Raw genomic sequence first — 25563 nt, 5'->3', positions numbered from 1 at the left:
GTAATGTGGAGGGACTGACCAGAAAACGGCCCTCTGATTACAGCGGGCTGCAGAGGCAGCCCGCATGCTCCCTTCCGATATCCTTCGGCGACCTGTTATCCCAAGCGCAGGCTCATATGGTTGTCCCAGGCCAGCCGGGCGGCTACCGGGTCCAGTGGAAGGCGCTCGCGCAGGTTGTCCAGCGGCCGCATGCGGTACAGATGGCCGGTCCCTGAACTGACCAGAAACTCGCCGTCCTGGTTGGTGGCACTGAGGCCGCAGCCGTCGCGACAGCGCATGGACGTAATGAACCGATCCTGCTCCAGATCCCAGAAGGTGATCAGGTTGCCCCTTGGCGCCGACACAGCCGCGACCCTGCCTGAGCGGTCGATGCGGGCGCTGCCGGCATACTGTTCCATCTGGTTGTTGATCGGCTCGGGTGCCCGCAGCAGCTTGAGCGCTTCGCCCCGCCGATGCAGCGCCACCAGCGATTTGTTGTCGCTGATAGGGCCCTGGTACTGCAGCGCGATCGCCACTGTACCGGCCGCATTACGATCCATGTGGCGGATGCTGAGCTGATGCTCTTCAGCGGCCATGCCGACCTGTTCCAGCAGCTTGCCGGAGCCAAGGTCAATGTAGGCCAGCGAGGGGTTCATGCTGTCCAGATTGAGTTTCTCGCGGCCCCGATCGGGTCGTGTCAGGATGCCGCCATTGGCTACGATTACCTCGTCCCCGTTCAATAACAGCTCGTGTGGGCCTATGCCATAGCTTGGTATACGGCTTATCTGGGCGAAGTGGTTACTGACATCGCGAATCACCACCTGCCCCTGGCCGCTGGCCAGATCGTTTTCGGTGCTGACCAGCCAGCGGCCGTCCGGCGTGAACAGGGCGTGGCCGTAGAAGTGGTGACCTTCGCCGGCGTCGATGCGTTTGACCTGCTGGCCGGTTTCATAGTCGACCACTTCGATGAAGCGGCCCGGACGCCGCGCCACGGCGGCAGCCCAGGGCTGTTGCGGATGCAGCTCGACGTGATGGGCGCGCTCCGGCAGCGGGTAGCGCAACCGGGTTTGCCCTTCGGCGTCGGTGACCAGCAACCAGTGTTGCTTGCGGTCACTGGCGGCGCTGACCAGTACGCCCCTGCTCGAGGCGGTGCCGGCCAGTACGCCGGTGGCGGGCAGCATCAGGCCTGCAGCGAGCAGACCCAGAAAATGGCGGCGGTTAGTCTCCATCACGGCTGTTGAACCCCAGTTGGATACCGAGCACGTTCATGGCGCTGTCCAGCTGTTCACTCAGCTGCTTGAGTTGAGCGGTGACGCTGACCAGCTGGGCATGCGATTCCGCCTGGGTAATGGCGGTTTTCAGCGGTGTCTGAACCTGGTCCAGTGACTGGTTGATGTTGCTGAAACTGAGGCGGATATCGCGTGCCAGATCAGAGGCGCCGGCCTGTTGCAGCAGCTGGTCCACACTGGGCTCGGTCCCCTGGTAGAGCTCGTTCAGCGCCGCCAGGTTGCTGCGGATGTTGGCCAGGGAGTGGCCGCTGCGGTGGCTTTCCAGCAGTTTGGGTTTGGCCGCGCGGGCCGTTTCACCCATCGGCTTGCCCAGTTTGCTGTCGCGGATCGCCTCGATCGGCTCTACCAGTGATGCCATCAGCTCCACGGCCAGTTCGGCAGCGACTGCGCTATCCTGTTGCAGCGGAAATTCCTCAGTGGCCTGAGCCTGCCATTCCTGATGAATCGCATGGCTGACCTGAGCGACGTGTTTGGCGGTGGCCCGGGTCAGCTCGCAGCTGCGATCCTGCTGTAGTCGTTCCAGAGCATCATCACTGAACAGCAGGCGTTCCAGTGCCGGGAAGCCCTGGATGGAAACGCTGGCGTGGCGGAAGAACTCGGCATCGTAGGGCTGGTCGGATGCCAGCGCCTGGCGCAGCTGACGTGCCCCGATGTTCTTGCGGTCGGGCCAGAACTCCAGGCCGAAGTTGCGCATCAAAAACTGTACGGGGCCGAACTGCACGTGCTGGATGCCCTGCCAGGCCTGCATGGCATCACGCCAGGCCGCGCGAGTCGCCTCCAGCGTCTGTTCGGTTGGTGTCTGGCACAGTGCCGCTGAGGACTGCGCCAAGGCGTCCGCCGTGGTGTCCAGCTGTGCATATCGCGGCAGTACATGCTGCTGCACGGCCTGGTGGTTGAAACGGGACCAGTCCGGCTGGTAAGAGTCGGCATGGGCAAGCCCCGCTGCCAGCACCAGGCCAGTGGTGGCCAGCCAGAGCGGCCACATGCGGGAGTGAGTTGATTGCATCAGAGTGACTCCAGAAACGAGATCAGTTGCTTACGCTGTTGCGGGGGCAGTTGGCGGAAATACTCACGGGCACTTTCCGCCTCCCCTCCGTGCCAGAGTATGGCTTCGGCAAGGGTACGAGCGCGACCATCATGCAGCAGGGCACGCTCTTCGCTAACGGCTTGATGGTGACTCAACCCCCACAGGGGCGGGGTACGCCATTCACGGCCACTGGCGGCAAATTCGGGACGTCCATCGGCCAGTCCTGCGCCCATATCGTGCAACAGCAGGTCAGTATAAGGCCAGATGGTCCTGTTGCTCAGTGCGGGGCGGTCGGGGGCCTGTCCAGTGCGCTGGGACGGTGTATGACACTGGCTGCAGCCTGCCTCGGCAAACAGTCGCTCGCCGGCCAGCACGTCGGGATGCTGCGGCTGGCGACGCAGCGGTACCGCCAGGTGCTGAGTATAGAACAGCAGCACGGCCATCATCTCTGCCGAGGCTTCGTGCCCGCCCTGCGCTTCGGTATTGCCGTTGGGCGCGTTGAGGCAGGCTGGCTGAGCCGTCGTGCAGTCGCCGGCAGGCAGGGGGTAGTCGGGATTGGAGATGCCGATATCGGTGTTCAGTGCACTGGCATTCTGCAGGCGCAAATCGGCTTGCCCTGCCTTCCAGCCAAACCGCCCCAGCTGCCGCTGCTCATGATCCGGGTGATAGACGCGGTTGGTGCGACCCGAGATGCCATCGCCATTGCGATCATCCGGATCCTCGCGGGCCAGGATGTCGGCGTCCGGGATCAGCTCCAGCAGCCCCAGCCCGATCATGGCCGGTGCCAGGCGCGGTGACAGTTGCGTTTGCCGGTGGACCTCGCCGTAACCGGGCCGGGTCAGCTGATACACCGGCTGGCGCAGATCAACCCGTTCGCCGCCGTTCAGCTCGACGCTGTGATGACGGTATTCAAGCTGGAGGCTGGCTTCGGCCGGCAGACCGGCTACGGCAAAGGTCTGCAGCTGAGTGCCATAGGTGGGTTCGGGGGTAACGCCCAGAGGTGTTTGATGCCCATTGCCGGGAATACCCAAACGGATCAGCAGGCCGTTGCGGTTGCTGCTGCCCTGCTCGTCCGGTGGTATGCCGCGGCCGTTGTTGATATGGCACTGGACGCAGGAACGGGCATTGTACAGAGGTCCCAGGCCATCACTGGCGGTGGTCGATGACGGTGATGAAACCCAGAGCTTTTCGAAAATGGCGCGGCCGAGCACGAAGTTCATGCGCTGTTCGAAGGGAAGACCTTCGACAGGCTGCATGAAGGCTTTGCGCTCGGCTGCGGAAAAGGATGGACCGAGCCGGTTGGGACTGAAATCAGCCCGGTCCGAATTGGCTGCCACTGCCATGGCGGCCTGGCTGGTGCACAACGCCAGCCAGAGGGCCAGCCGAGAGGCCCTTTTGAAGGAGGGCAGGCCTGTCGGGCTGAGTGCAGAACGGGTCATCGATGAATCAGCCACCGAGGACAGCTGAAGGGTTATCCAGGCTGTCGGAACCTTCCAGCTCGACATCCGTAATACCCAGGGTTGCCATCACCTCTTCGAGGACCTGTGTCTGTGCCGTCAGTGCATCGACGAAGGCCTGGACCTTGGCGTTGCCTTCGGTGTTGCCGGCGGCGATCAATACGTCGAAGGTTTCACCCTGCTGGGCGGCGTCAACCATCGCCTGAGCGGCGTCCATGGTGGCATCCAGGTGAGCCCGCATTTTAGCGTCCAGTGCCGGGTCAGCCGCTTGGGTCAGCGCGGACAGGGAGGCCCCGTTCAGGGTGCTGCCGTCGATGCGGCTGTATTCGCCCAGGTAGGCGTTACGAATACCCAGCGCATCGTAGTAGTGGGACCAGTGGGTGTTATCGGAGAAGCAGTCGTGTTCCTCTTCCGGGTCGTGCAGCATCAGACCCAGTTTGGTACGTTCACCACCCAGTTCGCCATAGGACAGGCTGCCCATGCCGGTGGTGATGGTCGCCAGGCCACCCAGTTCGCCCTTGGCGGCCAGCTGCTGACGCGCTTCACCGCCCTGTTTCCAGTTGTTGGCCATCTCGATCAGGTCATCGACCAGCAGGTCGGTGGCGGCCTTCAGGTAGGCCGCACGGCGGTCGCAGTTGCCGCCGGTGCAGTTGTCGCGATCAAAATCGGTGGCTGGACGCTCACCGGCACCGGGCTGGGTGCCGTTCAGGTCCTGGCCCCAGAGCAGGAATTCGATGGCGTGGTAGCCGGTGGCCACGTTGGCCTCAACGCCGTCGATCTCGTGCAGGGTTTCGGCCAGCAGCGTCTTGTCGATGCTAGTGGCGTCGACCTGCTTGCCACCGATGTTCAGCGTCGGGTTGGCGATGATGTTGGCGCTGTACCAGGCGTTGATGTCGGACTCGCTGCCATAGCTGTTGCCATCAACGTAGTCGATCAGGCCTTCATCCAGCGGCCAGGCGTTGACCTTGCCTTCCCAGTCATCAACGATGGCGTTGCCGAAGCGGAATACCTCGGACTGCTGGTAGGGTGCACGCGCCGCTTTCCAGGCGTCACGAGCCGCCTGCAGATTGGCCTCGGTCGGCTGGTCCAGCAGGGTGTTGACGGCCTGCTGCAGTTGTTGGGCAGCGGTCAGAGCGTCGGCAAAAACGGCTTCGGCAATATCGGCGTAGTGCTGGTTGACACTGGCAGCCTTGATCTCTGCTGCGGCGGGGGCCGCGCTGGCCTGGCTGATGGCGACCGGAGTGAACGGAGACATGACCGCTGCGGCGATGGCGGCGGGCAGCAGAAGGCGTTTCAGTGACATGACAACTCCCTGGATCAAGTTAAGAGTTGGCTACACTAAACTAAATGCAAATCGTTATCAATAATATTAATTTGCCTGAATGAAAAAAACCGGCATGTATTTTGCCGGCTTTCATGTCAGGGCTTGGCTGTGCTTGAGAGAGCCAGATCAGCGCTGGGCCCAATCCTCGCTGTTGTGCTTGGCGGACAGGCGGGCGTAGTTCTCGGCGGTATAGGTAAAGAACTCTTTTTCCTTCTGCGTCAGCTCACGCTGTGGCTTGGCCGGGCGGCCCACATAGAGGAAGCCGCTCTTCAGCGTTTTGCCCGGCGGCACCAGGCTGCCGGCACCGACGATCACTTCATCTTCGACTACGGCACCATCCATGATCATCGCCCCCATGCCGACCAGGATGCGGCTGCCCAGCGTGCAGCCGTGCAGCATCGCCTGGTGGCCAACGGTGACATGGTCACCGATGATCAGCGGGAAACCGTCCGGGTTATAGGGGCCGGCGTGGGTGATATGCAGTACAGAGCCGTCCTGAATGCTGGAGTAGCAACCGATACGGATACGGTGCATATCGCCGCGAATCACCGTCATCGGCCAGACCGAGCTGTGCTCACCGATCTCCACATCACCCAGCACCACGGCGCTGGGATCAACGAACACATTATCGGCCAGTTTTGGGGTCATCCCCTGGTAGGGTCTTACATTCATGTGGCGCTCCTGAATCTGATTGAAATCACCTTGGCTGGCCCCCATTGTATACTGATTGAAGTGTTGACCCTGCAATGCGGTCCCGAAGGCCGATCCATATTGGAGAGAACCCATGTCCAACCCCCTGCTCGAACGTCATCTGCTGCCCCCGTTCAGCCGTATCCTGCCGGAGCATGCCGAGCCCGCCATCGACGAGCTGCTGGTGCGCAACCGTGCCCGTATCGCCGAGTTGACCGCCGATGCGTCGGTCAGCGGCTGGACACTGGTGGCCGAGCTGGAGCAGCTCAACGACGAGCTGGCCCAGGCCTGGTCACCGGTCTCCCATCTGAATGCCGTGATGAACTCCGATGCCTGGCGCGAGGCCTACAACGCCTGCCTGCCGAAGCTGTCCGAGTACTGGACCGAGCTGGGTCAGCACCAGGGCCTGTTTCAGGCGTTCGAGGCGCTGGCTCAGAGTGACGAGTTCCAGAACCTGAGTCCGGCGCGACGCAAGGTGGTGGATAACGCCCTGCGCGACTTCCGTCTGTCCGGCATCGCGCTGCCGGAAGCCCAGCAGAAGCGCTATGCCGAATTGCAGCAGCGCCTGTCCGAGTTGACCACCAAATTCTCCGAGAATGTGCTCGACGCCACCCAGGGCTGGTGGAAGGAAATCAGCGACGAAGCCGAGCTGTCGGGTCTGCCGGAGCATGCCGTCGCCGCGGCGAAAGAAGCCGCCAAGGCCAAGCAGCTGGACGGCTGGGTGATCACGCTGGACTTCCCTGCCTACTATGCGGTGATGGCCTTTGCCGACAACCGCCGTCTGCGCGAGGAGCTGTACCGCGCGTTCAGCACCCGTGCTTCCGATCAGGGGCCCAAGGCCGGTGAATGGGACAACTCCGAGGTGATGAACGAAATCCTGTCACTGCGCCACGAACTGTCACAGCTGCTCGGTTTCGATACCTACGCCGACTACTCGCTGGCGACCAAGATGGCACAGTCACCGCAACAGGTGGTCAGTTTCCTCGAAGACCTGGCTACGGAAACACGCCCGGTGGCAGAGCAGGAAGTGGCCGAACTCCAGGCCTTCGCGCGTGAGCGTGATGGCATCGAAGAACTCAATGCCTGGGATGTGACCTACTACGGCGAGAAGCTGAAGCAGGTGCGTTACGAGATCTCGCAGCAGGAATTGCGTCCCTATTTCCCGCTGCCGAAAGTGCTGGACGGTATGTTTAATATCGCCGGTCGTCTGTTTGACCTCCAGGTCGAGGAGCAGCCAAGCTTCGACAGTTGGCACGCGGATGCACGCCTGTTCGCGCTCAAACGCAATGGTGAGCCCTTCGCTTACTGCTATCTTGATCCCTTCGCCCGCAGTGGCAAACGCGGTGGTGCCTGGATGGATGACTGTCGGGTACGTCGTCGTCTGAGCGAGGTCGAGCTGCAGCTGCCGGTGGCCTACCTGGTGTGCAACTTCACCCCGCCCCTGCCCGGCCAGCCGGCACTGCTGACCCATGACGAGGTTACCACCCTGTTCCACGAGTTTGGTCATGGTCTGCATCATATGCTGACGCAGATGGAAGAAGCCGATATCAGCGGCATCAACGGCGTCGCCTGGGATGCGGTGGAGTTGCCGAGCCAGTTCATGGAGAACTGGTGCTGGGAGCCGGAAGCGCTGGCGCTGATCTCCGGCCATCACGAAACCGGCGAGCCCCTGCCGCAGGCATTGCTCGACAAGATGCTGGCGGCCAAGCACTTCCAGTCCGGCATGATGATGATGCGCCAGCTGGAGTTCTCGCTGTTCGACTTCCGCCTGCACCACGAATATCAGCCGGGCGAGACCGAAATCCAGGCGCTGCTGGACCATGTGCGGGAACAGGTGGCGGTTATCCGTCCACCGGCGGACAACCGCTTTCAGCATGGCTTCAGCCATATCTTTGCCGGTGGCTATGCAGCGGGTTACTACAGCTACAAGTGGGCCGAGGTACTGTCGGCCGATGCCTTCTCCCGTTTCGAGGAGGAAGGGATTTTCAACACCGATACCGGCCTGGCCTTCCGTCAGGAAATTCTGGAACAGGGCGGCTCCGGTGACCCCATGGATCTGTTCGTTGCCTTCCGTGGCCGCGAGCCCAGCGTTGACGCCCTGCTGCGTCATTCCGGCATCCGTTGAGAGGTTTGGTGAACATGAGTGTACAAAAGCGATTCATCGCCGGCGCGGTCTGCCCGCGCTGCGGCGAGATGGACACGGTGCGGATGTATCGTGACGAGGAGCGTGAATACCGCGAGTGTGTGAAGTGCGGCTTTGCTGACTCTCTGCGTCTCGATGGGCGGCCTGACCCCAGCGAGATTGAGACTCGGGTCAGCGGCGAGCGTTCCGACCAGGCACCGGCGGCGGTGGCCGATGACAGCCCTCAGCCGATCCGCATCATGGATCCCGGCACCCTGCACCGCGACCATTGAGCATAATTATCCCGCCTGCATCGCCCCTGCCCTGTGGCTGGGCGATGCAGAGTCCCCTTGAGCACACATACCACGACCATGAATGGGGCGTGCCCCAGACCGATGATCGAGTGCTGTTCGAGTTTCTGGTGCTGGAGTCGGCCCAGGCCGGGCTGAGCTGGCGCACGGTGCTGGAAAAGCGTGAGGGCTACCGCCATCACTATATGGGGTTCGATCCCGAGCAGGTCGCGGCATTCGGTGAATCAGAGATAGCGGCGATGCTGGCCGACCCCGGCATTATCCGCAACCGGGCCAAGATCGAAGCCTCGATCAACAATGCGCGGGTATTTCTCGAATTGCAGGCCCGCCATGGCAGCTTTGCCCGTTTTCTGTGGCGCTATGTGGACGGTTGTCCCATCCAGTCCGGCTTCGAACGGATGGAGCAGATTCCTGCCCAGACCGCACTGTCGCAGCAGCTGGCGAAAGACCTCAAGCGCGGAGGGGTACGCTTTTTCGGCCCGACTATCGCCTATGCCTACATGCAGGCGGTAGGGTTGGTGAATGACCACTTACTCCAGTGTCCCCGCCATCAGGCTTGTCTGGAGCTGGGGCAAGCGCTCGGTCTGTGAATGGCTCCGGTCATGGCGGCATGACCGGAGCTGTCAGCGGTGGATCAGAAGTAGGTCGCCAGGACCAGGTTCAGCGTATCGGTATCGTCGGCGGAGTCGTAGCCTTCTTCACGCACGTACTCGGCGATCAGCTCGGCATTCTCACCCAGTTCGCGGCTGACGCTGGCAGCCAGGCGCTGCTCGGCCAGATCCAGGCCTTCGGCCTCATCCGATTCACTGTAACCCAGCGCCAGGGTACCCGGGGCGCCGAAGACTGAGGTGTTGTAGTGGCTGCCCAGGTGCCAGACGCTCGGCTTGGCGCCGCCCAGTGTCTCAAACTCGTCTGCCTGAACCCATTCGGCGGAGAAGCCCAGCTCACCCAGTTCGAGCGCAGCGTTCACGCGCCAGGCTGACTGGTTTTCGGTCAGGCCGAAAGCTTCGGTGTTGCCGATGTTGTTCAGGTAGCCGGCACCGACGGACAGGCCATTGTCGAAGGCGAAGCCCAGGTTCAGGCCGGCGTTGTTGACGTGGTCGTCGTTGTCCTGATCACCCTTGAAGATATAAAGATCGGAGCTGAAACCACCCTGAGCGTAGCTCAGCATGGCCAGATCGTCGGTGTTGTCGGTCAGGTCGTCGGTCAGCGGATCGGTCCAGGTGGCGCTTTCGATTACGCCGAAGGGAATACCGGTCTTGCCGACGGTCAGGGACAGCGGGTTGCCTTCTTTGGCGATGACGGCGATCGCTTCATCGACGAAGAAGTCATCGCCTTCTTTGTACTTCAGCGTGGTAGACAGGCTGATCAGGTCATTGACCTGAGCATCCACGACCAGCTCGACAGTGTCCACGTCGAGGTCGTTTGTGCTGCCCTCGTCCAGTTCGCTGTGGGTGGCCATAAATTCGGCTTTACCACTCAGGGTTACGTGGTCGCTCCAGTTGCTGCCGGCTTTCGATGACGTTGCAGTGGGCTGGCTTGCCTGGCGGGCTTCCAGTTCGGCGATGCGCTGTTTCAGGGCTTCGATCTCGGCGGCAACAGAGGCCTGGGCAGCCAGCGGAGCAGCCAGCGCAGCGGCGCAGGCAAGGGAAAGCAGGGATTTTTTCATGTTGGTTCCAGCGAGGTAGTATTATGTATAGATCTAATGCGAATCGTTATTAATTGTATTTCAATAAATTCCCGCTGTGCAAGTGTTCTTTGGCAGCTGCTGCCTACTGCGGAGGAAGGAGTGCCTGGTTCTGGTGCCAGACCCGGTAGATGACACCGGCCTTGTCATCGGAGATCAGCAGGTCGCCGTCGGGCTCGACCAGCACATCCACCGGGCGCCCCCAGGCGCTTTCGCCCTGCAGCCAGCCGGTGACGAAGGGCTCAATGCGGGTGACCTCCCGGCCCTGGGTGGTGATGCGCATCACCCGGTAACCGACCTTGCTGGAGCGGTTCCATGAGCCGTGCTGGGCCATGAACAGGGTGGTGTGCGGCGTATCGGGGAACTGGCTGCCGCTATAGAAGCTGATCCCCAGTGCCGCCACATGGGCGCCGAGCAGTGCCACCGGCGACTGGCTATTGATCGCCTCGGCACCGGCGCCAAAATCCGGGTCCGGCAGTCCGTCGCCATGGATGAACGGAAAGCCGAAATGCAGCCCGCCCTGCCCGGCTCGGTTGAGTTCGTCATCGGGCTGGTCATCGCCGAGATGGTCGCGGCCGTTGTCGGTAAACCAGAGGCTGGCATCCTGGGGATGCCAGGCAAAGCCCACCGAGTTGCGCACGCCGCGTGCCCAAGGCCGGGCAATACCGGTTTCGGGGGCAAAGCGCATGATGCTGGCAAAGCGTGGATCGGACTCCAGGCAGACATTGCAGGGGGCTCCGAGGGTGAAATAGAAGGCGCCGTCCGGCCCCTGCTTGAGGTATTTCCAGCCGTGATGGGTGATATCGGGCAAGCCGTCGAGCAAGGTTTCGGGGGCTGGCGGGTTGGGCAGTCGATGGTCGATATCCACCAGCCGGATCAACCGGGTCAGCTCGGCGACATACAGATTACCATCGGCCCAGGTGACGCCGTTGGGCAGTCGCCGTCCCGACAGCAGTGTATATCGGGTCTCGTAGCGTTGATCACCGTCGAGATCCTGCAGCGCGAATACGCGGCCATCACGACGGGTGCCCACGAAGAGAATGCCCGACGGGCTTAGCGTCATCTGGCGGGCATTGGGTACTTCGGCAGCCACTTCGATACGGTAGCCGGGGGGCAGCTGCAGCTGTTCCAGTGGCAGAGCCTGACTGCAGCCGGCAAGACCCAGCGTGGTGATCATCAGCAGACTGCGCATGTCGTTTCTCCTCTGTTGCCCTGAGGAGAGTTTGGCCGGCGGAGCCCTGTTGCGCCAGTTGGCTAACCTGGGGTGAACCAGGCGTTGCGGCGATCCAGACGCCAGAATACCCAGGCTCCGGTCAGGCCACGGGCGGCAAACAGGGACAGAAACGCCAGCCAGAGACCATGGTTGCCCAGCGGCTGGCTCAGCCACCAGACCGGCGCGAATACCAGCAGTACCGAGATCAGCATGGTGTCCTGCATCGCTTTCACCTGGGTGGTGCCGATGAAGATACCATCGAGCAGAAAGCTCCAGGTGCCGATAAGGGGCAGCAGGATAATCCAGGGCAGGTAGCGCGCTGCCTCTTCACGAACTTCGGGGATATCGGTGAGCAGCTGAATAATCGGCTGGCCACCGAGCCAGAACACCAGCGTCAGCAGCAGAGCACTGACGGCCGACCAGAGGGTGGCGCAGATCAGTACCTGATAGAAGCCCTGCTTCCGTTTCTGGCCCAGTGCTTTGCCGGTCAGTGCTTCAGTTGCGTGGGCAAAACCGTCCAGCGCATTGGAAATCAGCAGCAGGAAGTTGAGCAGCACGGCGTTGGCCGACAGGATGCTGGTGCCCTGCTGAGCGCCCTGAGCGGTGAAGAAGGCAAAGGTCATCAGCAGCAACAGGGTGCGTACGAACAGGTAGCGGTTCACGCTGATCAGCTCACGATAGTCACCGAGGCGGTGCAGCTGTTGCCAGGCCCAGACTCCGGGAATATGGCCGAGCAGGCGACGGCAGAACCAGAGGCCGAGCAGCAGGCTGAAATATTCGGCACATACCGTGGCCAATGCCACGCCATCGGCGGCCATGCCGAAACCGAACACGAACAGCAGATCAAGCAGCATGTTGAGCAGGTTGGTGCTGGTCAGCAGGATCAGCGCAACGCGCGTATTCTGATTGCCGACAAACCAGCCCAGCAGGGCAAAGTTGCACAGTACGGCCGGTGCACCAAAGGCGCGAATCGCGGTGTATTCGACGGCTGAAGCCAGCACCGCCGGCTCAGGGTCCATCAGCTGCAGCGCCAGCGTGGTCAGCGGTGTACGCAGCAGCAGGATCAGCAGGCCGATGCCGGCGCCCAGAATCAGTGACTGGCCCAGTAAGGTACGGATGCGCTCACCGTCATCGCGGCCGCTGGCCTGAGCCACCATGCCGGTGGTGCCCATGCGCAGGAAACCGAATGCCCAGTAGAGAATGGAGAAAATCATGCTGCCGACGGCCACCGCCCCCAGGTGATGAGGTTCGGGCAGGTGACCAATGACGGCCGTATCGATCAGGCCCAGCAGCGGCACGGTGATGTTGGACAACATCATCGGCCAGGCCAATGACCAGACGCGCGTGTGCGTGGCCCTGTCCGGCCAGTAGGCGGATGCTGTCATCGCGCCTGCAGGGCCCGGATCGGCAGGCTGTACAGCAGCAGGAACTCCACCAGCGCGGTGACGACTACGGAGGGCCCGGCTGGCGTATCCCAGAACCAGGACGCGCTGATTCCGCCGGCTACCGCCAGCATACCCAGCAGAGAAGCGAACACGGCCATCTGTTCGGGTGTGTTGGCGAGGCGGCGTGCGGCGGCGGCCGGAATAATCAGCAGCGAGGTGATCAACAGGATGCCGACCAGTTTCATCGCCACGGCGATCACGACCGCGATCAGCAGCATCAGTGCCAGACGAGTGCGGGCCACGGGCACGCCTTCCACCTGGGCCAGCTCCTCATTGATGGTGATCGCCAGCAGCGGGTTCCACAGCCTCCAGAGCAGCAGCAGGACCAGCGCCCCACCGCCGTAGATCCAGTAGAGGTCGCTGGGTGCAATCGCCAGCAGGTCACCGAACAGGTACTCCATCAGGTCGATACGTACGTTCTCGAGCAGGGCGACTGCCACCAGGCCCAGCGACAGTGAGCTGTGCGCCATGATGCCGAGGAGTGTGTCGGTGGCCACCAGGTGTTGGCGCTGCAGGGAGACGAGCAGCACTGCCAGCAGTACACAGCAGGCGACCACGGCCAGATTCAGGTTGATATCGAACAGAAAGCCCAGCGCGATGCCCATCAGTGCCGAGTGCGCCAGGGTATCGCCGAAATAGGCCATGCGTCGCCAGACGACAAAAGCCCCCAGGGGGCCTGCCAGTGCCGCTATGCCCAGGCCGCCGGCCAGGGCCAGAATCAGAAACTCAGCCACAATGATGTCCGCTACATTCGTCAGGTTGGGGATGGTCGACGATGATATCGCCGTGGGCATCGTGCTGGTGCCCGTGATGATGGTTGTACAGCGCCAGGGTGCTGGCCTGTGCGGGGCCGAACAGTTCGATGAACGAAGGATCGCTGCTGACGTGTTCGGGATTGCCGGAACAGCAGATGTGATGGTTCAGGCAGACAACATGATCGGTGGACGCCATGACCAGATGCAGGTCGTGGGAGATCATCAGCACGCCGCAGCGGCGCTGTTTGCGGATATCGGCGATCAGCTGGTACAGCTCCAGCTGGCCGTTCAGGTCCACGCCCTGTACTGGCTCGTCCAGTACCAGCAACTGAGGATCACGCAGCAGGGCGCGGGCCAGCAGCACTCGCTGGGTCTCGCCGCCGGAAAGATTGTGTATGGAATGTTTTAGCAAGTGGGCAGCACCGACATCTTCAAGTGCCTTCAGCATCAAGGTGTTATCCGTCTTCTTGGGCGTGTTCAGAAAACGTTCCACTGACAATGGAAGAGTGCGGTCTATATGCAGCTTCTGTGGCATATAGCCGATATTAAGCCCCGGTTTTTTCCATACATTCCCAGAAGAAGGTTTTATCAGGCCCAGTACGACACGCACCAGTGTGGTCTTGCCGGCTCCGTTGGGGCCGATCAATGTGGTGATACAGTTGTCATGCAGGTGCAGGTCGATGGTGTTGAGAGCGGTCTGTTTGTTAAAGCGGACGCTGACCTGCTCAAGGCGCACCAGATCGGGATTGTGTTCAGGCATCGCTCCCCTCCCCGGCCTGACAGTTGGGGCAGAGGCCGGTGACTTCCACGGTTTCCTGCTCGATGGTAAAGCCCACCGCCCGGGCGCTCTGCTCCAGCGTGGCATGCACCGGACCGGCATCCAGTTCAGAGGTCGAATGGCACTGGCGGCAGATCAGGAAGCAGCCCTGATGCGCCTGTTCCGGATGCGGGCAGCCCACAAAGGCATTCAATGAGGCGATGCGGTGAACCAGTCCCTGCTCCTGCAGAAACTCCAGTGCCCGGTAGACAGTCGGTGGCGCGGAGTTGAAACCGGCTTCGGCCAGTGCCGGCAGCAGCTCGTAGGCGCCGATCGGCTGGTGGCTTTGCCAGATCAGTTTCAGTACCAGTTCACGTACCGGAGTCAGACGCTGCTGACGCTCACGGCACAGCAGGCGTGCCTGTTGCAGAGCCTGATCAATACAGTGCTGATGATCATGGCCGGATTCAAAAGCCAGGTTATCCATAGGTATCCAGATAGTTATCCAGTTCGTTCAACGGCTGTTTTGTTATAGTATAACTTGATTGCTTGTGTAGAAGAGATCATGCCCAGATGAAATTTTTACTCCGAACCGCGGTTTCCACCCTGTCCCTGTCGGCGGCTCTGCTGACGGCCTTGCCGGCCGGTGCTGCGGAAGTAGTGACCAGCATCAAGCCACTGCAGCTGATCACCTCGGCGTTGACCGAGGGAATTACTGAACCCGAGCTGCTGCTGCCGCCAGAAGGAACGCCTCACCATTACGCCCTTAAGCCCTCCGACATGCGCAAGCTGGCGGATGCCAGGGTGGTGGTCTGGGTGGGGCCGGGGCTGGAGCAGTTTCTGCAGAAGCCATTGTCCCGCACCGACGCCCGGATTGTAACCCTTCTGCCGGACAGCAAGCCGCATGAGCACGGTGTCGCGACAGTAGACGATCATGATGACCATGACCATGACCATGACCATGACCATGACCATGACCAGCACCAGGAAGTCCTGGCGCAGGCTGAACCCGAGCATCACTCCCATGCCGCTGGTGAAGACTCGCATATCTGGCTGGATCCACTTAATGCCTTGGCGATGGCTGATCAGATCCTGCCCGCACTGCAGCAGGCCTTTCCGCAGCAACAACAGCAGTTGTTGGCCAACCGTGACGCGTTCGAACAGGCGGTGCGTAACAAGGATGCTGAAATAGCGGCACAACTGGAGCCTTACAAGGCGCGCGGCTTTTTCGTATTTCATGATGCCTACAGTGGCTTCATTAAGCACTATGGCATGAACCAGTTGGGTTACTTTACAGTGGATCCGGGACGCAAGCCGGGCGCCCGTCACCTGACCGAGATTCGTCAGCAGCTGGAACAGAGTCGAGCGGTTTGCGTGTTCAGCGAACCCCAGTTCACCAGCGCGGTGGTTAATGCGATCACCAGCGGACTGGACGTGCGTCAGGGCGAACTGGACCCGCTGGCACGTACGGCAGTGCCCGGTCCGCATGGCTATACCGACTATCTGCAGATGCTTAGCGACAGCTTTGCAGACTGTCTGCAGAAAAAAACTGAATAAAAATAAAAAAAGGCTTCACAAGGTCGAAAGTGGTCGATATAATGCGCCCCACTTTCGAAGCAGATGTGGTGGAATTGGTAGACACGCTAGCTTCAGGTGCTAGTGCCTTCACGGGCGTGGGAGTTCGAGTCTCCCCATCTGCACCACCTTTCATCGTCAGATGTCAGGCTCTTCGAAAGCGACAATTTGAGTGGTAGCGCACATTAAAACGTCACACCCAATGCAGATGTGGTGGAATTGGTAGACACGCTAGCTTCAGGTGCTAGTGCCTTCACGGGCGTGGGAGTTCGAGTCTCCCCATCTGCACCATCCTAGGTTCGTCCTGAACCTGGATGCAAATCCCCAAAACGTGTTTAAAAAGATTAAGACACTCAGGGTGTTTTTGCGCGTGTCTGTCGGGCCCCAACGGGGCATGTCAGAGCCCATTCCTCATGCCTCAATTCGCGATCAGCAGATACAGCTGCATCAGTGCCGGGAAAATGGCGATCAGCAGTCCGCCCACTACCATGGCGATGGACGCTCCCACTCCGATTACTTCATAGTCATGATCTTCATGTGTATGGCTCATCGTACGGTCCTCTTGCGGATACAGGGTGGCAATTAGCATGCCTCTATCTGATAAATAGCAAGCAAGGTGCCAACTCCAATATATGGGCCTAATAGGATGATATATATGACTTTTATGGTGCTTGCTCGGAACGCAAGGCCTGCCTCTGCCTGCGACTGACTGTCGTATTCGGCAGTTAACGGCAGGCGGCTGACAATTTTGACGGGCGTGATCACTGAATGACCGAGCGGCAATAAAAAAGGTGGCCATTTCGGCCACCTTAAGTCTTGTCTGACAGCTGTAGAGGTGATTAACGACGCACGATAAAGTCCTGCTCAATCAGCTCGGCATCCCCTTCTACCACCTTGGCATAGGTCGCTTTGGCGTTGACGCGGACCACTTTGACCACGGCAATCTTCTCTTCCAAATGGCCCAGTGACTCGTTGGTGTAGGGGTCGAACATCTCGTCACCGAGGAAGTAGACATCGAGCAGGTCTCCCGGCTTCAGCGTCTTGCCACCCTGGTTCAGTACCACCGTTTTGCCTTTGACCGCCACTACGCGCATCGGATAGATGTTGGCCAGCGCCTTCTGTGCCAGTTGCACGGCCAATTCCGCGGTGATACCCGCCTGGGATGAGCCATACTGCTTCAGCATGGCGCGAATGTCAGCGTCACTGAACTTCAGATTGATCGAGTCAGACCACTTCACCTGACGGGTAGCGGCCAGAATGATCTTGTAATCCAGCTGGGCACTGCCGCTGTAGCTGACGATGGTTTCGCCGGTCAGCTGCAGGGTTTTGACATGCCGCGTGCTGCGTACATTGCGGATGTTGCCCACCACGATGTAGTCCGCGCCCAGCACGTTGCCGGCCTTGGCCTGCTCCGCCAGTGCCGCATCATCGCTGAGCCAGAGCGCTTTTTCTTGCTGGAACTCGGCACCGAACTCCCGGTCGAGTACATTCATGCGCCGTGACTGAGTGAACTGGTCAAGAATGCGGTTACGCAGTTCGGCTTCCACTTTGGCTGCGGCGGTGTGGTCACCCAGCAGTGAGTAGCTGCGCTTGTCGCTGTGGAACGGCATCACCGCCAGCGTACGGCGGCTGTCAGCCGGCAGGCCGGGCTTGTCGTACTGGAGCACATGCACGCTGACATCGGCGCGGAAGCTGCCATCACTCTGCTGCTCCACGGAGTGGATATCATAGCGGGATACCAGCCCCTTGGTTTTCAGGCGCAGGTCGCCGCGCTGTGCAATTTCCACCGCACTGGTGAACTGGTCACCTTCACTGGTACTGACACTGGTCCGGCCGGACAGCGTACTCATCACCTCATGGCTGTCGACGCTGACACCGGTGGCCTGACGCAGTCCCTGTACCAGCGCATCGCTGATCGCCAGATTGCGGCTGTTGCCATAGCCGACGGCATCCACGACCTGCTCAGCCGCGAAGCTGAAACAGGCCCAGAGCATAGTGGACAGCGCCAGTAGCGTTTTCAATACTGATCGCATCATTTTGGCCTCAGAAGTCGTCCGCAGACATCAGTTTCATGCTTTGGCTGCCGCCGGCCTGACCGTTAACCGGCTGGCGGCTTTCGGCCTGACGCTTGGGCTGAGGTCGATGATCACGCAACTGGCGGGCATTCTGTTCGGAAACCGGATGCCAGACGTAAATCACGCCGTTGATCTCATGACCATAGGTCGGGTGCTTGGCCGTCCAGCGCATCAGCTCGCTGGTACCGACCAGGTCCTTGACGCGACCTGTCGCTTCCATTTCCTGATCGAGGGCGCGGATGAACTCGCGGCTGCTTTCTTCGCGCTCAGAAATGTCGCGGCCCTCGGCACGCACAATGCCGACGCGCTGGTTGCGCATGACGTCGCTCTTGGTTTCGTCGAAGCTGCCGGTGGATTTGAACAGGGTGGCAAAATTACCGAAGGCATCGGCGCGAGCCGCGGCAAAGGAAACCTTTCGGTTGTCATACAGCTGCTGATAGTCGCTGCCGCGATAGGGGTTGCCAGATTGACCAAAGGAGACCAGGACCGGATAGCCCTGCTCGTCATACATGCGGCGAATACCGAATTCATTGATCAGCGTGGCCTTGTCGGCGAACAGCTGATCCAGCGGCACGGCACTGGCCTTGTCTTCTTTGGGAGCAATATCTCCCTTGCTGGCGATGACGTCATCGATGAAGGCACGCATCTTCGGTGATGCGACGATGGCAACCGCAACGACATGGTTGCCATCAGCGTCGCTGGCCTCAAAGGATTTGACCGGGATAACACCGGTCAGCTCGTGGCGGGCTCGTCGCGTGACCGAGTCGGAGATCGAGCGTTCGAACAGCACGGCACGCTTTTCGCTCGGGGCGGAACGGAACTCTTCCGGATCGATACCCAGCTCGACCAGTTTCTCGTCGAGCATGCCGCCGGCGACGGCAATGGCCTTGTTCAGCACTTCTTCGAGCTTGTTGCGGCTGGTCAGCTCTTCTGCCGTGAACTGCGGCATCTGGCTGGCATCATCGAACAGGCGGGTAGCGGAGTTGGCCACAACGCTGGTCCCCAGGTGGGTCAGGTAGTCAGCCTTGGCGTTGAGCAGCGCTTCCTTATAGGCCATGACACGGGCATTACCCCAGTCGCGGCTTTCCGGCCGCAGCATGACGCTGGCCTGCCCGACACCAAAATAGAGTTTGCCACTGCGCGCCTTGCTGACGAAGCCGCGGCCCTCACTGCGTTTGTATTCGTCGATCATGTCATCGATCACCATGCCGGGATCGATCATTTCCGGCTGAGCGGAAGCGGTAATGTCCTGTTCGACCTCAGTCATTTCGGCTTCGGTCATCGGGGCCGCAGTTGCGGCAGCTGCGGGAGCTGCTTCGGCCCAGACCGCAGTATGCATGGCTGTGCCGATGGCCGCCGCCAGCAGTGTTGGAATCAGTTTTTTCATCGTCGTCTTCCTTTACGTTACCAGGAGGTTCCCTTGGCGCTGCCCAGTTTGCGGATGGGTGTTTCGCCTTCCCAGACTGCCAGGCCGTTGGCGAGATCGGTCAGGGTCAGCTGGAAGTAGTACTCCACCAGCTGCTTGTTGCCGTCGACACGGTTGTTACGCTGAATGATCTTGCCGGACAGGCTCATGTTTGGTGCCGCCAGGCGCTGGCGCACGAGGGTGGAGCGATCCACTTTGCGTGACTGGCTCAGCTCGGCATAGGCCTGGGTCATCTTGTCTTCGGCACCGTTGAGGCCAATGGCGGTAGTGGTCAGTACCTTGCCGCTGCGCAGCAGGTCGACACGGATTTTCTTCACCAGCTGGTCGGTATCGATGCGCTGCATGGTGTCGTTGAGTACGGTGGAAACCACCATGATGTGCTTCTTGCCGTCGTGGCGATCGACGGCGCCGGAGGTCAGCATCGACTGCACGGCGTCGGAGGCGGCCTGTTCAAAGTCGCTGCCGCTCAGGCCCATGGTGACCGGCTGATCAACCGCTCCGGGTGTCAGCAGCTGGGTCTGGGGGGTACAGCCGGCGGCCAGGCCAAAAACAGTGGTCAGGGCGAGGGCTTTGATCAGGGTATTACGAGTGCTCATCCATCAATTCCTTGTGCAGAGTTGGCAACGGGAGTTCGGGGGTCAAACAGCTGGATACGGTAGCTGACGGCCTTGGGGCTGGGGGCTACACGGTCGATCATTACCGGTTCGGCCGGGCGCAGCGGCTGCTGTTCCCAGCGTCCTGACAACCCCTGGAGTTCAAAGCCGTTGGCATCGAACCAGCTGAAGCGATAACGCAGGGTCTGTTCCTGGCTGCTGCGGTTGTACAGGCGGACACCGGCACGCAGCAGATTACTGGAGGCATAACCCTCTTGGACTGCCTCGATCTGCAGATAGGATTGGGCGCGCGGGCCGATCAGAAGTTGGGGGTGTTCAACGGGCTGCTGGGGTTGGGTTTGGCAACCCAGCAGCGTAAGGGCGGCTGTTGCCAGCACGCCGATACGGATCTGCATGGTTCGTCTCCTTACGAAATTCAGGCATCAAAGCCTGTAACCTGATAGACAGGTGTGCTTCCTGGTGCACTTGCCTTGACATAAATAACAGAAAAACGGCTGTCTGGCAGTTCGACTTTAAGCGGCTGTGCCAGCCCTGGCGCGGTCAGCTCCAGTGTACCGCTGGCCGGCTTGCGCAAACGTGAGATCTGCACTTCTTTCGGCAGACTGCTCCAGCTGCGGGTATCGGCACGCGTGGTGGCGGCCTGATAGACCCCGGCCAGCAGGCTGCCGGCCACGCCGAGCTCTTTCTTGGCCTGGTACTGGATAAAGGCTTTGGTCAGCGTGCTGGCGACGGCTTCGGTCACCTTAAGCGGGAATTCGCGCTTGAATTCGGTCTGGATCACCCGGTCCATGCTGGCCAGCAGTTCGGTTTTGCCCAGGCGTCTGCCGCCGGAGTGGATTTCCAGATAGGGGTAGGCGCGCTCGCGTTCCTTGAGCTTGGGCAAGGCGATCTGCGAGTACTCGACTTTGTCGCTGAGCAGGAAGAGCGGCAAGGGGATCAGGATTTCGTCGATCGCGGGAGCTTCGCCGTTCTCGAAGATCACCCAGACCGCCGGACTTAGCTTGTGCTTGCGCCAGGCGCCGGTGCGCAGGTTGTTTGCTACCTTGAGGTCTGTTTGTACGGCGCGGTTGCGCGGTGCCATACCGGCCACTCGACGCAGCGACTGGCGTGCCTTGCCATAGTCTTCGCGGTCCGCACTGGCCAGGGTGAAGTAGAGGCCATGCAGGTAATCGGTATAGGGGTTAACGAAATCGGGGTAGGCCTGCCAGGCTTCCAGTTCGGGGAAAGACTCGTAAATGGTCTGTTTCGATTCCTGCTCACTCTTGCTGAAATCGAGCTGTGAGGTTGCGGCCTGTTCACCTTCAGTTTGCTGGCGGGTTTGGGCCAGTTTTTCCTGCTGTTCCTCGATACGCGCCTTAAAGGTTTCTTCGGCACGGCGCTGGCGGTCGGCAGCCCGGTTGAACTCAATGCGGGCACTCTGCATATCCTGCAGGAAAATGCTGTTCAAGGCCTTGTAGGTATTCACCATGACACCGTCATAGACAGTAGGGTCATAGCGGTTGAGGTTGTTGTTGATCAGTGTGGCCGTGACTTTCTCCAGGCCCTTGCGGCCGATACTTTCGGTATCTTCCGCCTTCATCATGGTTTCGGCGTGATCGAAGATCCTGTTGCTGTAGTCGAACTGACCGCTGGCACCCAGTGCGCTGCCGGCCTGCAGTGACCAGAGCAGGTCACCACCCTTGCCTTCTGTATCAATGCCTCCGGCCTTGAGGGCAAAGTCGGCGGCGGCCTGATACTGGCCCTGGCTAAAGTGCTGGTTGAAGTCTTCCTGATTTTGTTTGCTGGACAGAGTCTGGCAGCCGGCGAGTAGCATCAGACCGGACGCTAGTGCCAATCCCTTGAGTGCGGGGGGCGGGTTTCGCATTGATATCTCCTTATCTCCCTGAAACCGCTGAACCTATGCTGCATTGCATAGCGGCGCTCAATTTATCAGCTCAGTCAGAGGGGTCAATGATTTGTATCTATAAGGAGACGTTGCCAAGGCAAGCGGGAGAAAGTCTGAGCGGGATATGGCTTCCGTGCCCTTCCCTCTGCTACTTGTCCTGAGCAGTACGGCGCATCGTAAAGAGGAAATGTGACGAGTGGATGACAGTGGGACGGAGATTGCCCACAGGATATTATCCACAACAGGTACTTATGCACAGGCTTAAAGTAAACTATCCAGATTCTGCCTTGAAAAAGCCTGTTAAAACGGCGTGTGGATAACGAGTGTGTAAAGTTCGTTATCCAACAGGGTGGTTAAATAATAACCGGTTTTTCTAAGGGCTTTAATTACGTGCTCTGTGAGCAAGTGTTACGAACTTGTGAAAGGGCTATCCACAAAAGCGTACAGCGCCTTTGTGGATATAAAAACGACCGGGTTTTCAACAGCGGTTGGGCGTGGCTGAGTGCAAGTGGATAGTTATGTACACTATCCACAGGGGCGGCGGTGGATGTTGGCAAATATTGTTATGCCATGAGTCAGTCAGCGGGTATCCAGCCATGATTTCGCTTAGCCAGGCTGAAATGTCATCGTCGGAGTATTATCATCAGTATCGGCGGGTTACCGGTTAAACCTCTGGTAGTCTGGTGTAAAACATATGTGGCGGGTCGTTTTTGTAGTGGTTGCCCGCGAGTGTTGAGAGTGTAGAGACAGAATGAATAGCCTGAGTCATGACCGGTTCGCCCGACAAGGATGGGGGCTATTGCTGGTGTTATTGCTGAGTGGCTGCTCGGTGCTGGAAACGCAGCCTGATCGTACGGCGGAACAAAAAATGCCGCAGCAGGAAGTGAAGCGCCTGCTGGCCCAACCCTATATTGATCCGCTGACCGATTACCTGAAACAGCATAGGCGGGATGCGCAGCGCCGTTCGGTGCTGAAATCCGTAGCCGTCGAGCGCGACCGTCGTTGTGAGCAGGTCGCGCAGCGTTATGCACAACGCGCCAAAACCGATACCGTCCTGTCCCGTTATCGCAAAGGTTATGAGTACTCCTGTCCTGAGCAGGTGAAAGCCTTTGCCGAACTGGTTGTAAAGGCCCAAAACTCACGGCAGCCGGAGCCGGCATCGGACTTGGAGCATCGCACCGCCGCCGTGGCTGCCATTGAGCTCGCAACACGGGACGACAAGGCTGCTGCCAACGAATGTTACCTGCTGGCGCAGATCCATAACCACGCGGATGCCATTTCAGCCTGCAGCGTGCCGGCCCGATCCGGTGATCTCAAGGCCCAGCGAGCGCTGGCAGACAGCCTGACCGCCCTGCAACGTTTCGATGAAGCGCGAGGCTGGCTGCTGAAGGCGGCCCAGCAGCACGATATACAGGCGCAGATCCGGCTGGCTGAAATGTCGCTGAACGCACAGACGGGCGCTGCTGATCCGGCACAGGCCTGGGCCTGGTATCGTCAGGCGGGTGACGCTGCTCAGGCGGCGAGTCTGGAAGCTGGTTTGACGCCTCAGCAACGCCAGCAGGCATTGCAGCGGGTACGCAAGCAGCTGGATGCTGGCCATTGAGGCTGTCTCCGAGGGCGTCTCCCCTCCGCTGGCTGCCTGGCTTGCTTCGCCTGGAGTCATCCAAACAGTCGATCATGTGGGGACTGGTACTGCTGGTAGCGCTGTTCATGGCCGGCCTGTGGATCCTGTCTTCGTTGAACCTGAAGTATTCGCAGCAAGCAATGGCTGAACTGCGCCAGCAGCAGATCGAAGATGGATTCATGGCCCGCCTGGAACAGATCGATACCGAGCATCGGCGGCTGGAGGCCTACGCCGATGATCTGGTGCAGCAGGCGGCCCTTTTTCTTACCCTGCGACAGCGCGGCAGCATGTCGCCGCAGGACCTTGAGCAGGAACTGCTGCATCGGCTTCAACGCTATAACGATGTTTTTGGCAGCGGGGTCTGGTACTGGCCTGGCCTGATCAAAGCCAAGATCCCCTTTGCGGTACTAGCCTACCGCAGTGCCGAGGGGCCCCAGCTGTACCGGTCTGCTGAGCAGACCTGGCAGGATTATCGCCAGCAGATCTGGTTCCCGTTGGTTCTTGGCGATGACGGGCAGGCTGGCACCATGGATGCGGCAGCCCGCTATTGGACCCAGGCCTATTACAACCCACTCACGGATGCCGCCGTGATCAGCCTGATTCAACCGATCAGCACCGCTGACGGGCAGGTCATTGGTCTGGTCAATGTTGATCTGCATGCCGATACCCTGATCGAGTATGTCAGTCGTATCCATATGACGCCCGGAACTTTTGCCTGGTTGATTGATCGTGACGGGAGGCGGTTGTCGAGTTTGAGTCAGATCGAGGATGCGGTGCTGGCAGAAAGGACCATGGCTGCAGTGGAGCAGGCACTGGAGGCACCGGTACAGCAGAGTGATGAGCGGGTGCTGATTGATGTCGATGGCCGCCGTTTCGAACTGTTTCATGCCCGCACCCGTGGTGGCTTGGTGTTTGGCGTTGGGGTGCCGAGAGACGAGATCGACGCGGTGCTGGCGCCGATGCGTGATGCCAACCGCAGTATTCTCTGGCTGGCTGGCCTGACGATTCTGCTGCTGTCCGGTGTAATTCTGTTCAAGGTGGCCGGACTGATGCGTGAGCTGCAGGCATCCTACACCGATGAGCTGACCGGGTTGGCCAACCGGGCGCGCCTGCTGCAGGACCTGCAGCGTCAACGGCAGGCGGCGCTGGTGATTCTGGATATCGACCGCTTTCGTGAGCTTAACGCCCTGTTCGGACATGATTGTGGCGACTATATTCTGACGACACTGACAGAACGGCTGCAGGCCGGGATACGCAGTGATGCAGGCAGCGGTCACAGCCGGTTGTATCGCGTGGGTGCGGATGAATTTGTCTGGCTGGGGTCTGAGCAGTCACATGAGTTGCTGGAAACCCGAGTGTTGCAGCTGCTGCAGCTGGTTCAGGGCCTGCCGTTGCAGTGGCAAGGTCATGAATTTCACGTCAGCGTGACGCTGGGAGCCTCCTCGTCGTCCGCCGCATCGCCGGAGCCGCCTCCGGATCTGATCAGTGAAGCTCAGGAGGCGCTGAAACAGGCTCGCCAGCAGGGCGTGAACTATCAACTGCATGATCGAACTCGCTCACTGGAGCAGCAGTTTGAACACAACCTGCGCTGGGCCAACCGCTTGCGCGAGGCGCTGCGAGCGGACCGTTTGCAGCCCTGGTTTCAGCCGATCTACTCGCTTGAAAGCGGTCGGGTGGAAAAATACGAGTGTCTGGTGCGGATGCTGGACAGCGATGGCCAGGTGATCTCGCCAGGGCTGTTTCTCGATGTGGCGCGACAGCTGCGCCTGGATCGCCAGATTACCCGCCTGATGGTGGAGAAGTGCTGTCGTCACTTTGCCGGTACCACGCTGCAGTTTTCGATCAACCTGTCCTACGGGGATCTGCGCGACGAGAGCCTGATCGGTTTTATACTGGAGCAGCTGGACTTGAAGGGGGTCGGTCCACAGTTGATCTTCGAGATTCTGGAATCGGATGGTATCGAAAACTATGAGCAGGTACGCCATTTCATCGAACAGGTGAAGAAGCGTGGCTGCCGCATAGCCATCGATGATTTTGGCACCGGCTATTCCAACTTTGAACACCTGCTGCGACTGGATGTGGATCTGATCAAGATTGATGGCAGCCTGATCCGTCATCTGCATACTGACCCGGGGACCCGCCGTGTGGTACGGGGTATCGTCAGCTTTGCCCACAGCCTGCAGATCCAGACCGTCGCGGAGTTTGTACATGCAGAGGCGGTATTACAGCAGGTACGGGCGCTGGGCATCGACTTCGCGCAGGGCGAGGTGATTGGCATGCCTCAGCCCGAACTGCTGGAATGAGTGTG

23 protein-coding genes and 2 tRNA genes are annotated in these 25563 nt (G+C 60.1%); 8 read left to right on the top strand and 17 right to left on the bottom strand.

All coding sequences use genetic code 11. The features are described 5' to 3' along the window. Positions 1-95: 95 nt before the first annotated feature. From ABD013_RS16775 to ABD013_RS16755, 5 genes are all read right to left on the bottom strand, one after another. Positions 96-1208: a DUF1513 domain-containing protein gene (locus ABD013_RS16775; RefSeq protein ID WP_343808813.1), complete on the bottom strand. Its 1113-nt coding sequence runs from the start codon at positions 1206-1208 to the stop codon at positions 96-98. Further along, positions 1198-2274 carry an imelysin family protein gene (locus tag ABD013_RS16770; RefSeq protein WP_343808654.1) on the bottom strand — a complete coding sequence of 359 codons (1077 nt, stop codon included), beginning with the start codon at positions 2272-2274 and terminating at the stop codon, positions 1198-1200. Before ABD013_RS16770 ends, ABD013_RS16775 begins: the two co-directional genes overlap by 11 nt. Next, on the bottom strand, positions 2274-3734 hold the full coding sequence (locus ABD013_RS16765) for a di-heme oxidoreductase family protein (protein WP_343808651.1): 1461 nt from the start codon (positions 3732-3734) through the stop codon (positions 2274-2276). The genes ABD013_RS16770 and ABD013_RS16765 overlap by 1 nt, the downstream gene beginning before the upstream one ends. A 7-nt stretch (positions 3735-3741) precedes the next feature. Beyond that, a complete protein-coding gene (locus ABD013_RS16760) occupies positions 3742-5055 on the bottom strand; it encodes an imelysin family protein (protein ID WP_343808649.1) in 1314 nt (437 codons plus the stop codon). Between the two features lie 147 nt (positions 5056-5202). Continuing rightward, positions 5203-5748: a gamma carbonic anhydrase family protein gene (locus tag ABD013_RS16755; protein WP_343808647.1), complete on the bottom strand. Its 546-nt coding sequence runs from the start codon at positions 5746-5748 to the stop codon at positions 5203-5205. A 112-nt stretch (positions 5749-5860) separates the two neighbouring features. Between ABD013_RS16755 and prlC the strand changes: the two genes are divergently transcribed. The 3 genes from prlC to ABD013_RS16740 are packed head-to-tail and all read left to right on the top strand — an operon-like array spanning position 5861 to position 8789. After that, the gene (gene prlC, locus ABD013_RS16750) at positions 5861-7891 is read left to right on the top strand and encodes an oligopeptidase A (protein ID WP_343808644.1); all 2031 of its coding nucleotides are present in this window, start codon (positions 5861-5863) and stop codon (positions 7889-7891) included. A gap of 14 nt (positions 7892-7905) precedes the next feature. After that, a complete protein-coding gene (locus ABD013_RS16745) occupies positions 7906-8181 on the top strand; it encodes a YheV family putative zinc ribbon protein (RefSeq protein ID WP_343808641.1) in 276 nt (91 codons plus the stop codon). Between the two features lie 44 nt (positions 8182-8225). Next, positions 8226-8789, top strand: coding sequence for a DNA-3-methyladenine glycosylase I (locus tag ABD013_RS16740; RefSeq protein ID WP_343808638.1), 564 nt, complete (start codon positions 8226-8228; stop codon positions 8787-8789). Between the two features lie 44 nt (positions 8790-8833). On the opposite strand, the gene ABD013_RS16735 is transcribed toward ABD013_RS16740, so the two are convergent. The 6 genes from ABD013_RS16735 to ABD013_RS16710 form a co-directional block, all read right to left on the bottom strand. Then, the gene (locus ABD013_RS16735) at positions 8834-9868 is read right to left on the bottom strand and encodes an LbtU family siderophore porin (RefSeq protein WP_343808635.1); all 1035 of its coding nucleotides are present in this window, start codon (positions 9866-9868) and stop codon (positions 8834-8836) included. A 103-nt stretch (positions 9869-9971) separates the two neighbouring features. Beyond that, entirely contained in the window at positions 9972-11078 is a 1107-nt protein-coding gene (locus ABD013_RS16730) for a PQQ-dependent sugar dehydrogenase (RefSeq protein WP_343808632.1), read from the bottom strand. A gap of 62 nt (positions 11079-11140) precedes the next feature. Next, positions 11141-12484: an MATE family efflux transporter gene (locus ABD013_RS16725; RefSeq protein ID WP_343808629.1), complete on the bottom strand. Its 1344-nt coding sequence runs from the start codon at positions 12482-12484 to the stop codon at positions 11141-11143. Continuing rightward, positions 12481-13278, bottom strand: a complete 798-nt coding sequence (gene znuB / locus ABD013_RS16720) for a zinc ABC transporter permease subunit ZnuB (RefSeq protein WP_343808626.1) — start codon at positions 13276-13278, stop codon at positions 12481-12483. The genes ABD013_RS16725 and znuB overlap by 4 nt, the downstream gene beginning before the upstream one ends. Beyond that, the gene (znuC, locus tag ABD013_RS16715; protein ID WP_343808623.1) at positions 13271-14059 is read right to left on the bottom strand and encodes a zinc ABC transporter ATP-binding protein ZnuC; all 789 of its coding nucleotides are present in this window, start codon (positions 14057-14059) and stop codon (positions 13271-13273) included. Before znuC ends, znuB begins: the two co-directional genes overlap by 8 nt. Next, complete coding sequence (locus ABD013_RS16710) at positions 14052-14549, bottom strand: Fur family transcriptional regulator (protein ID WP_425543422.1); 498 nt, start codon at positions 14547-14549, stop codon at positions 14052-14054. The genes znuC and ABD013_RS16710 overlap by 8 nt, the downstream gene beginning before the upstream one ends. Positions 14550-14629: 80 nt before the next feature. Here ABD013_RS16710 and znuA point away from each other — a divergent pair, with 80 nt between their 5' ends. The 3 genes from znuA (at position 14630) to ABD013_RS16695 (ending at position 15922) form a co-directional block, all read left to right on the top strand. Continuing rightward, complete coding sequence (gene znuA, locus ABD013_RS16705; protein ID WP_343808617.1) at positions 14630-15613, top strand: zinc ABC transporter substrate-binding protein ZnuA; 984 nt, start codon at positions 14630-14632, stop codon at positions 15611-15613. Positions 15614-15672: 59 nt separating this feature from the next. Beyond that, positions 15673-15759 (top strand) — tRNA-Leu (locus ABD013_RS16700). Between the two features lie 76 nt (positions 15760-15835). Then, positions 15836-15922 (top strand) — tRNA-Leu (locus tag ABD013_RS16695). Between the two features lie 127 nt (positions 15923-16049). Here the strand turns inward: ABD013_RS16695 and ABD013_RS16690 are convergent. The 6 genes from ABD013_RS16690 to ABD013_RS16665 form a co-directional block, all read right to left on the bottom strand. Then, positions 16050-16181 (bottom strand): hypothetical protein, encoded by a 132-nt coding sequence (locus ABD013_RS16690; protein ID WP_343808614.1) that lies wholly within the window; start codon positions 16179-16181, stop codon positions 16050-16052. 289 nt (positions 16182-16470) lie between these two features. Further along, positions 16471-17667, bottom strand: coding sequence for a hypothetical protein (locus tag ABD013_RS16685; RefSeq protein ID WP_343808611.1), 1197 nt, complete (start codon positions 17665-17667; stop codon positions 16471-16473). Positions 17668-17674: 7 nt separating this feature from the next. Continuing rightward, on the bottom strand, positions 17675-19093 hold the full coding sequence (locus ABD013_RS16680; protein WP_343808608.1) for a DUF6844 domain-containing protein: 1419 nt from the start codon (positions 19091-19093) through the stop codon (positions 17675-17677). 17 nt (positions 19094-19110) lie between these two features. After that, positions 19111-19728 (bottom strand): penicillin-binding protein activator LpoB, encoded by a 618-nt coding sequence (gene lpoB / locus ABD013_RS16675; protein WP_343808606.1) that lies wholly within the window; start codon positions 19726-19728, stop codon positions 19111-19113. Continuing rightward, entirely contained in the window at positions 19725-20141 is a 417-nt protein-coding gene (locus ABD013_RS16670) for a DUF1425 domain-containing protein (RefSeq protein WP_343808603.1), read from the bottom strand. The genes lpoB and ABD013_RS16670 overlap by 4 nt, the downstream gene beginning before the upstream one ends. Before the next feature lie 20 nt (positions 20142-20161). Continuing rightward, positions 20162-21610: a COG3014 family protein gene (locus tag ABD013_RS16665; RefSeq protein ID WP_343808599.1), complete on the bottom strand. Its 1449-nt coding sequence runs from the start codon at positions 21608-21610 to the stop codon at positions 20162-20164. 772 nt (positions 21611-22382) lie between these two features. Here ABD013_RS16665 and ABD013_RS16660 point away from each other — a divergent pair. Both ABD013_RS16660 and ABD013_RS16655 read left to right on the top strand, forming a co-directional pair. Continuing rightward, on the top strand, positions 22383-23234 hold the full coding sequence (locus ABD013_RS16660) for an SEL1-like repeat protein (RefSeq protein ID WP_343808596.1): 852 nt from the start codon (positions 22383-22385) through the stop codon (positions 23232-23234). Between the two features lie 74 nt (positions 23235-23308). Beyond that, complete coding sequence (locus ABD013_RS16655; RefSeq protein ID WP_343808593.1) at positions 23309-25558, top strand: EAL domain-containing protein; 2250 nt, start codon at positions 23309-23311, stop codon at positions 25556-25558. The last annotated feature ends 5 nt before the right edge of the window (positions 25559-25563 follow it).

Source organism: Marinobacterium maritimum (genome assembly GCF_039523155.1).
Lineage (GTDB): Bacteria > Pseudomonadota > Gammaproteobacteria > Pseudomonadales > Balneatricaceae > Marinobacterium > Marinobacterium maritimum.
Note: the sequence above shows the minus strand (reverse complement) of the source record. Positions and strands in the feature narration are given on the sequence as shown.

Coding starts and splice junctions, on each gene's coding strand:
- ABD013_RS16670 (WP_343808603.1), bottom strand. CDS start 20,141: ATGCAGATCCGTATCGGCGTGCTGGCAACAGCCGCCCTTACGCTGCTG.
- ABD013_RS16685 (WP_343808611.1), bottom strand. CDS start 17,667: ATGATGCGATCAGTATTGAAAACGCTACTGGCGCTGTCCACTATGCTC.
- ABD013_RS16725 (WP_343808629.1), bottom strand. CDS start 12,484: ATGACAGCATCCGCCTACTGGCCGGACAGGGCCACGCACACGCGCGTC.
- znuC (WP_343808623.1), bottom strand. CDS start 14,059: ATGCCTGAACACAATCCCGATCTGGTGCGCCTTGAGCAGGTCAGCGTC.
- ABD013_RS16770 (WP_343808654.1), bottom strand. CDS start 2,274: ATGCAATCAACTCACTCCCGCATGTGGCCGCTCTGGCTGGCCACCACT.
- znuA (WP_343808617.1), top strand. CDS start 14,630: ATGAAATTTTTACTCCGAACCGCGGTTTCCACCCTGTCCCTGTCGGCG.
- ABD013_RS16735 (WP_343808635.1), bottom strand. CDS start 9,868: ATGAAAAAATCCCTGCTTTCCCTTGCCTGCGCCGCTGCGCTGGCTGCT.
- lpoB (WP_343808606.1), bottom strand. CDS start 19,728: ATGAGCACTCGTAATACCCTGATCAAAGCCCTCGCCCTGACCACTGTT.
- ABD013_RS16760 (WP_343808649.1), bottom strand. CDS start 5,055: ATGTCACTGAAACGCCTTCTGCTGCCCGCCGCCATCGCCGCAGCGGTC.
- ABD013_RS16765 (WP_343808651.1), bottom strand. CDS start 3,734: ATGACCCGTTCTGCACTCAGCCCGACAGGCCTGCCCTCCTTCAAAAGG.
- ABD013_RS16755 (WP_343808647.1), bottom strand. CDS start 5,748: ATGAATGTAAGACCCTACCAGGGGATGACCCCAAAACTGGCCGATAAT.
- ABD013_RS16730 (WP_343808632.1), bottom strand. CDS start 11,078: ATGCGCAGTCTGCTGATGATCACCACGCTGGGTCTTGCCGGCTGCAGT.
- ABD013_RS16775 (WP_343808813.1), bottom strand. CDS start 1,208: ATGGAGACTAACCGCCGCCATTTTCTGGGTCTGCTCGCTGCAGGCCTG.
- ABD013_RS16680 (WP_343808608.1), bottom strand. CDS start 19,093: ATGAAAAAACTGATTCCAACACTGCTGGCGGCGGCCATCGGCACAGCC.
- ABD013_RS16745 (WP_343808641.1), top strand. CDS start 7,906: ATGAGTGTACAAAAGCGATTCATCGCCGGCGCGGTCTGCCCGCGCTGC.
- ABD013_RS16690 (WP_343808614.1), bottom strand. CDS start 16,181: ATGAGCCATACACATGAAGATCATGACTATGAAGTAATCGGAGTGGGA.
- ABD013_RS16740 (WP_343808638.1), top strand. CDS start 8,226: ATGCAGAGTCCCCTTGAGCACACATACCACGACCATGAATGGGGCGTG.
- prlC (WP_343808644.1), top strand. CDS start 5,861: ATGTCCAACCCCCTGCTCGAACGTCATCTGCTGCCCCCGTTCAGCCGT.
- ABD013_RS16660 (WP_343808596.1), top strand. CDS start 22,383: ATGAATAGCCTGAGTCATGACCGGTTCGCCCGACAAGGATGGGGGCTA.
- ABD013_RS16665 (WP_343808599.1), bottom strand. CDS start 21,610: ATGCGAAACCCGCCCCCCGCACTCAAGGGATTGGCACTAGCGTCCGGT.
- ABD013_RS16655 (WP_343808593.1), top strand. CDS start 23,309: ATGTGGGGACTGGTACTGCTGGTAGCGCTGTTCATGGCCGGCCTGTGG.